Source organism: Parasediminibacterium schistidii (genome assembly GCF_046546515.1).
Taxonomy (GTDB): domain Bacteria; phylum Bacteroidota; class Bacteroidia; order Chitinophagales; family Chitinophagaceae; genus Parasediminibacterium.
In genome coordinates, this window is record NZ_JBKHKJ010000001.1 from 64,488 (window position 1) to 77,648 (window position 13,161).

The window sequence follows — 13,161 nt, forward strand, 5'->3', positions numbered from 1 at the left end:
ATAAAATAATACTTACTACGTAGGTATAATTTAACTTTACTATTCAGGTACAATTTCACCACATAGACACAGTAGCACACATAGATTTTAGCGAGTAAAAGAAAGATGACATAGATTTTAACCTTATTTCCAACTTTTTAAATGCCTACGGAAGCTAAAAAGGCAAGCCAAGTACTATGTTTTCTCTTTTTTTCTTTTTCTTCCCTATGTGTACCATGTGCCTATGTGGTGAGTAATAATAATTTTACCTTATTATAGTAACACTGCCACTCAATTTTTCAACACCGTTTTTCGGGTCGATGATATAATAGTAAGTACCTACTGGCAGTGGCTTGCCATTAGATGTGCCATCCCATGGCACGGTGTAACCATCCTCTTGGAAAACCAATTGCCCATACCGGTTATATATATGCACGCTAGCAAACTGGAAGCGTTCTAGATTGGGTATATTCCATTTCTCGTTAATATTATCGCCATTGGGCGAAAACGCATTTGGGATAAGTGGTTGTTTTAGCAACACCACATCTACTTGGGTAGTGTTCTTGCAACCACCTGCTGCTGTTACGGTAAGCGTATAGGTTACATCTGTAAGCGGGGTGCATAGCGGTTTCAGCAAAGCAGGGTCATCTAAGTATGCCGATGAAATATTTGGCACCCACTGGTATGTAAGCCCACTGCCCTTAGCTGTTGCCTGCAGCCTTGCAGAACGCCCAAGCAGTATATACTGTTTAAGGTCAGCATTTACTACTGGTAACCCGTGTACCACTACTGTTTGTACCCGAGTAGTGCTGGGGCAGCCAAAATTGTCTACGATATAATGGGATATAGGGTAGCTGCCGCTATCTTTATAATTAAGGGTAGCAATAGGGGTAGTACCCGTTGTATTGTCCCCAAAATTCCAATGGTTTTCTTTAACCGTGCCAGGGCTTTTGTCTGTAACGGTTATCGGTTCGCCTAAGCAAACACTTAAACTAGCAGGGTTAACAATATATGCTTCTGCTGGCTGCGGATGGATACTTGTAGACGGCAGGGTCTTGGTTGTTGTGTTGGAACAACCAGTGCCTGGCACTGTTACCGTTAAGGTAATTTGGTAATCGGCCACTGCACTAAATTTATGCGTAGCTATATGCGAGGCAGATGTAGCCGTGTTGTTGGCATCGCCAAAATCCCATAAACAATTCAAACCAGCAGGTGTGGAAGCATCGGTAAACGTGCCGTTTCCATCAGGCAAGCAAATACCATTGGTAGGCAACTTGAAATCTGCCGTAGGCAAAGCGTTTACCACCACATTCTTAGGCGTAGTTACCACACACCCACTGTCGTTGGTTACAGTAAGTGCAACCGCATAGGTAGCGGCCGTGATATATTTATGCGACACTGGTGAGCCAGTTGCCGTGTTGGGGTTTGCTGCCGTGGCATTTGCCGCATCGGCAAAGTTCCATGCCAATGCTTTTATGTTGCCAATGCCCGCAGTCGATTTATCAGTAAAGCTGATAACGCCATTTACGCAAGTAGTGCTGGAGTAAACAAAATCTGGCACGGGCAATGGCCATACGTTAATAGGCTGCTTGGCAGAATCTTGGCAACCAAAGCCGGTAGTATATAATGCCTGCACCAAATTAGCACCAACCGTAGCCGTTGCAGGGTTGAACGATGTGCCGCTAACACCCGATCCAGAATAGGTAAATCCAGGATTACCAGCTTGCCCCGTGGTTTCCGTGGCCCCAGTTATTAGCCGTGCGGTTGCATTGGCACAAATGCCAACTTGGCTTACAAAAACCACATGCGGTATGCCATGCACGGTAATGGTTTGCGTAATAGAATCCTTGCAACTGCTACCAGCAGCAGCAATCAACCTTACCGTATATGTTTTATCGGTTGTGGAAACAGGGTATTTGTTTGTATAGGTTTTGCTGCTGCCCGCCGCCCCGTTTGATGGCGAGTTGTCTGTAAATATTACAGATGGGTTATTTACCACATCCCAAATAATCTGTACGGTATTTATCTTGCCTATGGCAATAGTGGAATTATCTGTCAACTGCACATCCACATTGCTGCACAACTTGCTGCCATTTACCATTGCAAAACTAGGTATTGGCTTGGAGCCAGCAATTTGAAATGGCACCGTATCTGCTGCGGAGCAGCCATGCAGCGTGGTTACCTTTTGTATAACGGAATAAGTGCCTATGCCTGCTGCCGTGTAATCGTGCTGCACATTGGTTGCCGTCCTGATAGTATCGTTGTTGCCAGACTTAGGGTCGCCAAAAGTCCAGAGGTAGGTAAATGGCTGTTGCGTGCCATCGTCTGGGGCAATGGTAGCTTTATCTGTAAATGTAACCGTGCCGCTACCTAGGCAACTGCCTGGCAATATAAAGCCCGGCGTAGGCAATGGGTTAATTTTTATAACCTGCGTTGCCGTGTCGCTCATGCACCCTTGATCAGTACTTATGGAAAACTTTACCGTGAAGCTGTTTATAGTGCCATATTTGTGCTTGGGGCTTGGCAGGTTAGAACTGTTGCTTGCACTAGCTCGCTCACCAAAGTCCCAGTTCCATTTGGTAATGGTTTGCTTATTGGCCGTGCTTATATCGCTAAACTTGGTTGAATCGCCGAAGCAAGTTTGAAGGTCTGCTGTAAAGGCAGCTTTGGGCTTATCGAATATATTGGCAGCCGTTTGGGTAATGCTATCCTTGCAGCCAAAGGCATTAGTGGCTACCAACTTCACAGTATATCCGCCGCTAGAAGAGGTTAGATAAGTGTGTACACCATCCACGGTAGTAGTGGTGGGCGTGTTGTCGCCAAAATCCCAAACATAACTATATGGCTGGAAGCCCGTTGCAAAATCGCTTGTATTGGTAAATGTGGTGCTGCCAGGCAAGCAAACGCCCTTAAAACTAAAGCCTGGCTTTGGCAATGGCGAAACAAATACTGAGTCAGAATATACTAAACTTTTACAACCGCCCGAGGTAAACACTTGCAAGGTAATCACATGCTTGCCGGGAGTTTGGTATTGGTGCGTTGGGTTTGCTAAATTAGAAGCATTGTTTGCACCACCGCTAGTTGGCTCACCAAAATCCCATACCCTTCTTGCTGCATTGGCAGAAGAACTATCAGAGAATGTTACGGTTGAACCAGGGCACAAAGTATCCATATCCATGCCAAACTTGGCTTTGATGCCAAAGGCTAAATCAAAGTTAACACTAAATTCAGACGTGCAGCCCAAACTACTAAAGGTAGTAAGCTTAGCCGTATAAGCACTAAGTGCAGGGTAAACATGTGGGTTCACGGTAGGGTTAGGGTTTGCCGCATTGGTAACAGACTCTGATGTGTGATCACCAAAATCCCAGTTCCATTTTACAATGGTAGAACCTGCAATAGACGTTGAGTTATCTGTAAAAGTTACATTTTTGCTGCCGCAACCTGCTGCCACTGCCGTAAAGTCAACATTGTCACCAGTTACCTGCACATATATTTTTTGAGCATCGGTGCCACCACATTCACTTGCAAATGTACCATAAGCAGTAGCAACAATTGGATAAAACCCATAGTCGCTAAATTTATATTGGACTGGGCAAGTATAAATATAGAAGGTTTGCCCATCCACTACAATAGTGCCGCTGGTATCGGCATATTGCTTAGCAGGATTATTTGGGTCTGTCATCATTGGGCCAGTATTGGAAGACCCACTTAGGTTGATATTGGAATTGTTAGGTACAGTCCAAACAATCTTATCTACTTTTGATGGCAAATAAGGCAGTGCAATAGCAAGGGTAACAAAGTTGTCCTTGCAAGTCTTAATCACTGAGCTTGATGTGTCATTACCAAAAGGGTTCTTGGCTATTTTAATAGATGACAAGTTATTAATAGCAGTACCAGCATTGTACCCATAACTTTCACCATCATCCATTCCATAAGCAATGGCATTAAAAGCCACATTAGAAGTTAAAGTATGCGAAAAACCAGTAGTTACTTTAAACTTCGCATAAGAATAGCTTGGATCACCGGGGTGCACTTTAAATACATTTTTCATTGGTATATTAGTGTTGGAACTAGAACCATAAATACCTGGAACACCAATTTTTGAGTAACTGCTAATACCAGTATCCGCAGTTTGCTTATTATCAAGTTTAAAACTAGCTACCCCTTCATTTTTTATTACCACATTAATATAACTACCGCCAGAACCACCATTTTTAAAATTAGAAGAATAAACTGTTGATGAATTTATCGCTTGTTGAACTGGGCTTAAAATTATCATCTCAGGATCTCCTAATCCACCATTTCCAATGTCTGGGTGGGTTGTCTTATTTTTACCATCGGGGGCTGATCCAGCTATTATAAACTGAGTAACAGATATTGGCTTATCACTTTCTATTATATTAGGTTGGTTACCTTCAATTGGATAATATTGACCTTGGCTATTATACTGAGAAGCAAGCAAAGCAGTAGCAGCAGTATGAATCGGACTATTTACCCAAACTTTTGTGTTAGCATCTTGAACATTGATACGAAAAACATTATATTCCATCGTTTTAGTTGGGACAGTAAGGTATTTAGTACCCCAAGCAACTTTCGGAAACATTTGCTGAACTAAATTGTCAGATCCTTGACCTACAAGATTTGTTTTAGTAGCAACTAATACTCTTCCACTACCGCCAAAAACGGCTATCTTTTTAGAGCAATCAACTGTTTTAACTGTTGTTCCGCTCAAATCAAGCCCAATTGCCGTGCCACTTCCTGTCCCTTGAACAAAAGCCATTGCATTAAAAATCTGCCCTTTATTTAAAGTTATAGCGTAAGTTGATCCTTTTGCGTATTTAACATTAGAAGGGATATTGGCTTCTTTAAAAATTGTTGCAGCACTAGAATCAACAATATCATTACTGGGTGTAAATTCAATTTGCGTGTTATCGTCTTTCGCAATTACAAAAAAGAAAGAACTTGCATTACCTGAATTTGTAGTACCCCCATATGCTTGAACACTATACGCTGACCCCCATGTATTTGTTGGAAACACCATTGTTGCCCCAGCAGAGTTATTAGTTGTATAAGTATGCATCCATACAGCAACAGGAACTCCATTTAAACTTTTGATATGTACCCCCCTATTACTAATACCAGTAAAATACAATCTAGAATCAGGGGCATTTCCTGAATTAAATTGATCAATTGCTCCAATCGGGAAATTTTTAATTTCCTTTACAGTATTAGCTGGTATCATCCATGTTTGTGGGAAACCAACGGCTCCAGAAATTCCTGGAAGTTCAATACTAACATTTGCATCTGTATTCCCAGCGGCAATATAAATTGACATCTGAGCAGCAGCCCCATCACTCGGTTGGGACTCCATATTATTCTGAAAAGCAAACCCAGTCCAAAAATCAGTACCCGTATTAGACAACTGATCGGGTGAAGGAATAATATTAGCCGTAAGACTTACTGAATCTGCATCTTGGGCAGCTGTACCGCCCCCAGAATGTGATATAGCACTTACAAAAGTGCCATAGTTATTTGTCAATAATTTTACGTAAATCACTTTTGTGAACTTCCCCCCCGTATAAGGTATCTTAAAAGAGGATACAGGCGCAGCAGGAAATGTGCTGGCAGAACTAGAAACAATAAAACCAGCAGCAGGGGATAGATTAATAGTAATACTATCTGCCGCAGGGCTAAGGTTTGCACCAGTTAATGTATAACTTAAAACTGGTGCATTAATATTATAAATTATATCGCCAAAATCTATTGAGCCTGTGTTTGTAGCCAATGTAGGAACTGCCCCCTTAGTAGTAAAGGAATCTATATTGCCACAGCCTGTTCCTTGGTTATTGGTAGCACATGCTTGGTAATAGTATTTTGTATTGGGTAGCAATTTTCTTACCACTTGCGTATAAGGGGTGCTACCAGTATTTACAAGTGGCGTAGCCGTATTGGCAAGCGAGGCCATGCTTGTGCCATAATTAATCACTTTATTTGTAATTGGCAATCCACCGCTATCAACAATGGTACCCCCTACCGTAGCTTTGTTAGACAATACATTTGCAGCTGGCTGATTAGTAATAACGCTTGGTACTGTAAAAGGGTCGGTTTTAAAACTCAATTCTGCACCATAAATGGTATCTAGTTGCGTAATAGCGTAAGCCCTTACAAAATAGGTAGTAGCGGCACTTAGCCCTGTGATAGTGCTATTAATAATACCATTGCTGCCATCGGTAGTTTTAGTAGGTAAAGAAGCCACTGGCGAAAGTGGTGCACCTGTTGTGTTCCAGCAAACGCCGCTTTGGTTAACCAATTGAGAGCCAGTAATTGAATAAGTGCCTGTGGCAGTACCCGCATACTTAGGTGCTGTTGCTGATTTAACCGCTGTGGAAGTAACCACAATAGGCTTTGAAGATGCCACAGTTGCTGTGCCAGCAAAAATTACATTTAAAATATTGAAATTATCATTCTTGGTAGCACCAGTAGTACTGGTAACATACATCCTTACTACATAAGTATGCGTGTTGTAGAAAGGTTGGTTTAAAGTGCCAAAACTGATAGTTGTTCCTAAAGTTGCTGAATCAACGGCTTGTGCTGGCGCAATCTGCTGCCAACTTCCTGCCCCATCTATTTGGTAATAGGGTGTTACCAACAAAGAGACAGTTTTACCTGAAGGAATACTTAGTGCCGGCACCTGAAAGCTAATACCAGTTATAGTTAAGTCAGAACCAGCTTTTGGGGATAGCGGAAAATCAAGGTTAAAAGTATTGTTAGCTGGGTGGCTAGATGGCCAAATCAGGCTTTGTTTAACTTTGAAGCCAGTTGTGGCAGAATAACCACCAGAAAAAGTTGGGTCTGCGGAAAACACCCCAGCATTAACGCTAGCAGCTACTCCGCTAGCATTGCTTGTGTTGGTTTTATTCAATGTCCATGTGGCCAATTGCTGTGCCTTTGCTGCTCCTGCAAACAACACCACTGCAAGCGACAATACAGCAACCTTTATAAACTGTAGGCGGCACGAAAAGGAAAAATTACAAATGCTCATAGTCAGGGGATACTTAAGTAATAATTATTTATTGAAACATCGGCACGGCAAATCTTTATATCCATTGTGGCAAGCCAGCCATGTTTTTTAATGCTAATGGCAAATATTAAATCCAGTTTATAAAAATGGGCAAAGCAATGCACGATACACCTGCATTACAGGCTATCATTACACTAGATAAATCATCATCAAAAAAAAGGATGCAAATTGTTCATACGGCGCTTATTCATGGCAACGGCAATACAGCAATAATCTATTTCAAACAATCGTTTATCAGCAATTACGGTGAAGCTACACCCATTTAAAACAACAGCACGAAAGAATCACCTAACCGATACACAAGATTAAACACTTTAAGCAACCTAACTATCCTGCACAATGCTGCTTTTGCAACCTGCTGTATTTTTTGCCTAATTGCTATAAGAACACTAGGGTTGATTTTGCAAGTCCCAACCCTTACCCCTTTTAGAAGCTAGAATATATACACAAATCTGATTGAAGCAAATGTTGCCCTAAAGCATGTAAACATCACTACAAACCCCGACCTCACCCCAACCCTCTCCAAAGGGAGAGGGGGCAAGAACAAATGAGAGAATTAGAAGACCTAAGTGAATATTTGAACTGGGCTATTTTTTATTTTTCGGTGATTTATTTTTTTTGTTACTTCCCTTTTTTGACTATAACTCATTGACATTCAGTTCATTAAGTTTTTTAAGCCTCATTTTTTATTATAATTTAAGTGAATTTTATGATCATGTATCGATAATAGAATGATAGTTTTATTATAGTAGAATGATAATATATTGATAAGAAACTGATAAGATTTTGATGGTGGATTATCATTTTCCTAAGCCAACCAACATCCGAATCGGGAGGTAAGGCCAAGATGCCCCTATGCTCCTTTAATGTAAAATTGGCATGAATAGGTATATAGCCCAAAATAAAAATCCTATATGGGGGAAATATGCTCCCATGAGCATCCAAAATTTCCCCCATATAGGATGCTTGCTGGGCAGCAAACAGCAGGGGTTGGCTTATATTATAAGCAGGATTAAATATTTCGTGCTTCTGCCAAATTGAAAACAACAAAAAGCGAAATTTTGAAATGCACCCAATTCCTAATTTATAATTCTGTTTTGTGCTACTTAGTGCCTTCCTACCTTCGTGGCTACTTTACCGAACTAAAAAAAGGGCCGGATAATATCCGGCCCCCGTCCCAATCATGATAAACAAAAAAGTTAATTATTGCACAGCAATTGTTTTTACAACCCTTGTTGCACCATTGGTAAATTCTAATTCATATGTACCAGCTTTAATAGAAGCAGGTAATGTTACTGCTTGAGACAAGGAACTACCTACCAAATTGATAGCTTTAGAAGCAACTTTTTGCCCACTGATGCTATAAATATTAACAGCGTAATTGCCCGCATCAAAACCATCTACCTGTAGGTTTAACTGGTGGTTTGCTACTGGGTTAGGGAACACAGTAACGCCGCCTTTGGTTTGGAACAACACTTTTAAAATAGAACTATAAGTTACAGCACCATTTTTATCAATTGATTTAATCCTGTAGTAGTTAACGCCGCTTGCAGGGGCAGGATCGGTAAAGGAATAATTCTTTCTGCTGGAAGCAGGTACAGTACCTGCTTGTTTAAACTCAATGCCATTGGTAGATTTTTCAACCGCATAGCTTGCCACATTCACCTCGCCTTCAGAAACCCAGTTGATTACCGATTGGTTGTTTACCCTGCTTGCACTAACAGCAGAAAACTTAACAGGAAGCGGCGTTGTATTTGCATAAATAACAAAGTTCTCAAAACCTAAGGCTTTGCCCTTTGATGCCGCTTTAGAAGCATTGTACGGCAATAACCTAACCTTGAAAGAACCACCCGCTACAACCAAAACATCTGAAACCTGAATGTTAAAAGTCCTTATAGTATCTTTAGACAGTAACTGGTCTTTACCCAAAATAAGCAGGTTTGAAGTAGCCCAATTATCGGTAGAATAATAAAAATCAGCTGTAACAGCAGCACCACCCGTGCTTACCATGGATACCTTAATGCCTGTCATGAACAAATTAGTAGTAGGGTGCACCGCAAATTCAATGTACCTGCTAGGAATGCCTTCAACGGTTGAGTTTCCTTCCCAAAATCCAGATGCTGGATCTACCTTCAAGTTGTTGGCACCTGTATCTGTTGGGGCAAATGTGCGCATGGAATAAGTAGCAATGTCAAAGGGGGCATTAATACCTGCTTTTGGCTTTAAAGTTTTAGAAACACCAATCCTTACATAAGCACAAGTATCAACTGTTAACCTTGAACTACTGAAACCGCCCGAGTCAAAAGCATTTTTGGGATAATTAGTGGGGGGTTTTGTAACGTTTGTCCAAACGGCAGAATCTGATTGTGCTGACAAGTGGAGGCTAACCCCTGTTGCTGCTATCACGGCAAGCAACCGCAAAGTAGAAATTGATTTCATAATGGCGTTTTTTTAAAAAATTATAAGTTTGTATTTATGTTGTAAAGATATTTAGGAGTATGCCTATAACTATCCTGCCCTGTGCTGCTATACCCACATAAACCTATACTTTTTCTACCCTATACCTTTTCCTAGTGGTTGGTGTCTCACTAACCACTAGGAAAAAAATATTAGTGCTATTCGTGCATTAGTGTCATACTTTATTTTATGCGATGGGCTACACCCATCGCTAGTATATGACACCCCTTCGGGACTTTGCGGTTAATATTTTTACTATTTTATCACTACTTGTTTTGTTTGCTTGCCCGATGGAGTAAAAATGGTTACGGAATAAGCCCCTTTTGCAAAAGAAGCAACTGGGATTTGTTGTGGGGAAGTTTGCAGTAATTTGCCTGTGTAAACAGCATGGCCAGCAAAATCGGTTATCAATACCAAGCCATCTATACTGCTTGTACTGCTTATTTGTATGTTTATAACATACTTCGCAGGGTTGGGGAAGATTGCAAAAGCAAGTTTTTTATCTGCATTTATCGCAACTGTGTTGCTATATGTTTTTTTACCATCATTATCTACACCCTCTATACGGTAATAAACAACAGCAGCCTTGTTTGCCAATGGCAAGGCATCTGTATAGCTATACTGGTAACCAGCACCCTGCACTTTTGCCCTGCCCACTTCATTAAATGCCACGCCATCAATGCTACGGAGAACAATGTAATAAGCAGTGTTTATTTCTATTCCTGTTTCCCATTTCAAAAGTGCATTGCCCGGGCTTTGGTACTGCCCAGTAAAATTTAAAAAAGAAATGGGCAGTATATTAGACAACATATTATGGTAAACAGAAACTACATTTTTGCCATAATTAGGCACAGCTAAATCTGCTTGCCCGTCACCATCAATATCGGCAATAGCGGCAGAAAAAGGATAATTGCCAGTGGCAATGGGAACACCCTTGGCAAAGGAAGCAGCACTAAGGATGCCAGCGGTATAAACATTTTTTATAACCGCAATATTATTGCTTACCAAATTGGCCACTACAATATCTGGCAGCGTGTCGCTGTCAATATTACCCACAGACACGCTATAAGGCGATGAGCCATAAGAAGGCAAATCGAACTTGGCAGCAAAGGCTGCTGAGTCTATTTTGCCAGCATTTACCTTGTTTGTTAGTATAGATATGGTATTGGTGGTTTGGTTGGCAACTACAATATCCAATTTACCATCGCCATTTAAATCGCCTGTGGCAAGCGTGTAAGGACAGGTGCCTACACTAAAGTCTATCTTCTTTGCAAAAGAAGCCGTGGTGATGCTATCCCCCGTTGTTGTATTCTTAAAAACAGAGATGGTTTTCGCATTCAGGTTTGAAACAATTAAATCAAGTTTATTATCCCCATTCAAATCTGCAATTGCTACGGAAGATGGCCCTAAACCCGTTGTAAAATCAACTGCAGGAGCAAAAGAACTAGAATCAATGATGCCCGTTTTAGCTATGTTTCTTAAAACAGATACCGTATTGCTATAACTATTGGCCACTGCAATATCTGGCTTGCCATCGCCGTCCAAGTCACCAATGGCAACACCTGTTGGCATTGACAGCGTATCTGAAATAAAATTGACTTTAGCACCCAAAGAACTAGCATTGATAACGCCCTTGGTTGCCGTATTTTTATAAACAGCTATTTTATTGGCAAATAGGCTCGTGATAACAATATCTTGCTTACCATCCCCATCTAAATCGCCAATGGCTATGGCACTTGGCGTAGAGTCTGTGGCAAAATCCACTTTGGCAGCAAAGGCTGTTTTGCCGACAGTTGAAGTGTTTTTAAGGATAGCGAATGTGTTGGTAGCCCTGTTTAAAACCACCATGTCTGCATTGCCATCGCCATCTATATCGGCTATTGCCACAATGCCCGCAGGGTTGCTGCCCGTTGCAAAATCTGCTTTTGCACTAAAAGAAGCAGCCGTAAGGGCTTGCCCAATGCCGCTATTGAAAGTTACAGAAAATGGTATTGCTGAACTGCCAATAAGGTTTGTGGCCGTGTTAACCACCGATATAGGCTGATAAGTAGCCCCAGCAGGTATTACTGCAACCAAGCTAGTTACAGAAGCATTGGTTACAGAAGCACGGGTAGCACCAAAAAACACGATGTTACTTGCGGTATCTGTATTAAAATTACTGCCTGTAATGGTAACAGCAGTGCCCACTGCCCCACTGGCAGGAGCAAAAGCAGTTATAATAGGCTGTGCTTTTGACGCCATGGCAATTAAAAGCAGCAATAAAGTACCAAAAAAAGGCAAAGGTTTTTGCTGGTGAAATTGTTTGTTATATTTAAAATATTGTTTCATGTTTTAGATTGAGTGTGCTTTCTAATTAAAATCCTTGGATACCAGTAACACTGGTAGTTATAACATTTGTCCCGTTCTTTGCAGGTGCTTTGTTGATGATTACATTCTTAAATGTTACCCCATTGGCAAAGCTGATTGCCATGCCTTTCTTGGCCGCAATGTTTACGTTGGTTAAAACGATGTTTTGTATCAAGCTATTGGTTAACCCTAAAAAAGTACCTGCATTACCAGAACCTGTAACTGTGAGGTTATTTATGAAAAAATTATTTACAGCAGGAATTTTTGGCGGTGTGGTTACAGTGTTGGCATAAGTAAAGTCAACCACGATTGGGTTTGTAACACCCGTCATGGTAATGTTTGAGTAATAGGTGTTTGAAACCAGCCCTCCAATGCCAGGCCCAGATTTTATACGGATACCGTTAGTGGTCGATTTAAAAGTACAGCCAGTAACCCGTAGGTTATTATACCCACCATTCGTTTCGCTGCCAATAGACAATCCATGGCCATAGCCAAACGTGCAGTTGGCTACCGTAATATCCTGGCAATTGCTCCCTGCTTTAATGGCTATATTATCGTCGCCCACGCTTACGCTACAGTTTGTTATCAGCACATTGTAGCATCCTGATGGGTCAATGCCATCTGTGTTTGGCGAATTTTTATCCGTGTTAATAGTGATGTGGTCTATAACAACATTCCTGCAATTATTGGGCACAATATGAAAAGTTGGGGAGTTTTGGATGTTTAAACTGTCGATGGTTAAGTTGGTAACATTAGATAAATAGATTAACCTAGGCCTGTTAACGGCATTGTTGGCATTAAAAGCAGCCCACCATGGGGCGCCGCTGCCATCAATAGTTCCTTGCCCTGTAATCCTCACGTTTGTAAGGTTGCCTGAAGTATATAGCAAATTCCTTAATGTAGTGCCAACCGTCCAGTCAGCCATAATAGGGCTGCCTTGCAAAGTAGCTGCGCTATCAATGCGCAGCGTGATATTACTTTTCATCAACAAAGGCGCTGTCCTGTAAACGCCAGCAGTAAGCCTTATGGTACCCCCGCCTGTGCTGCTACAGTAGTTAATTGCATTTTGTATGTATTTAGTTTGCAAAGTCGTATCCCCCGTAGCAACTGTAAGCGTGGAATCGTTGTCGTCATCCAAAGTATTGGCCATGCAGGTTTTAATACTTAACAGATGGAGGAAACCAAATAAAAGGAAGTAGTGTTTGTTCATGTATTGTGAATTGATGATGTTTTTATTTGTGTTAACACTTATTGTAAATAAGGATGTTGCCAAAACCAAGACTAGCTTGAATACTGGC

5 protein-coding genes are annotated in these 13,161 nt (G+C 41.2%); 1 reads left to right on the forward strand and 4 read right to left on the reverse strand.

The window, feature by feature from the left end; genetic code table 11:
• Positions 1-244: 244 nt before the first annotated feature.
• Entirely contained in the window at positions 245-7,021 is a 6,777-nt protein-coding gene (locus ACHFIY_RS00225; RefSeq protein WP_410844021.1) for a PKD domain-containing protein, read from the reverse strand.
• 125 nt (positions 7,022-7,146) lie between these two features.
• Here ACHFIY_RS00225 and ACHFIY_RS00230 point away from each other — a divergent pair, with 125 nt between their 5' ends.
• A complete protein-coding gene (locus ACHFIY_RS00230; protein ID WP_410844022.1) occupies positions 7,147-7,326 on the forward strand; it encodes a hypothetical protein in 180 nt (59 codons plus the stop codon).
• A gap of 937 nt (positions 7,327-8,263) precedes the next feature.
• On the opposite strand, the gene ACHFIY_RS00235 is transcribed toward ACHFIY_RS00230, so the two are convergent.
• The 3 genes from ACHFIY_RS00235 to ACHFIY_RS00245 all read right to left on the reverse strand — a co-directional run bounded on the left by ACHFIY_RS00235 (position 8,264) and on the right by ACHFIY_RS00245 (position 13,073).
• Positions 8,264-9,499 (reverse strand): T9SS type A sorting domain-containing protein, encoded by a 1,236-nt coding sequence (locus ACHFIY_RS00235; RefSeq protein WP_410844023.1) that lies wholly within the window; start codon positions 9,497-9,499, stop codon positions 8,264-8,266.
• A gap of 273 nt (positions 9,500-9,772) precedes the next feature.
• Positions 9,773-11,845 (reverse strand): FG-GAP-like repeat-containing protein, encoded by a 2,073-nt coding sequence (locus ACHFIY_RS00240; RefSeq protein WP_410844024.1) that lies wholly within the window; start codon positions 11,843-11,845, stop codon positions 9,773-9,775.
• A gap of 25 nt (positions 11,846-11,870) precedes the next feature.
• Complete coding sequence (locus ACHFIY_RS00245) at positions 11,871-13,073, reverse strand: glycoside hydrolase family 28 protein (protein WP_410844025.1); 1,203 nt, start codon at positions 13,071-13,073, stop codon at positions 11,871-11,873.
• Positions 13,074-13,161: the final 88 nt, after the last annotated feature.

What these genes read in the sequence shown, in the direction of transcription:
- ACHFIY_RS00225 (WP_410844021.1), bottom strand. Translation starts at nt 7,021, where the DNA reads ATGAGCATTTGTAATTTTTCCTTTTCGTGCCGCCTACAGTTTATAAAG.
- ACHFIY_RS00230 (WP_410844022.1), top strand. Translation starts at nt 7,147, where the DNA reads ATGGGCAAAGCAATGCACGATACACCTGCATTACAGGCTATCATTACA.
- ACHFIY_RS00235 (WP_410844023.1), bottom strand. Translation starts at nt 9,499, where the DNA reads ATGAAATCAATTTCTACTTTGCGGTTGCTTGCCGTGATAGCAGCAACA.
- ACHFIY_RS00240 (WP_410844024.1), bottom strand. Translation starts at nt 11,845, where the DNA reads ATGAAACAATATTTTAAATATAACAAACAATTTCACCAGCAAAAACCT.
- ACHFIY_RS00245 (WP_410844025.1), bottom strand. Translation starts at nt 13,073, where the DNA reads ATGAACAAACACTACTTCCTTTTATTTGGTTTCCTCCATCTGTTAAGT.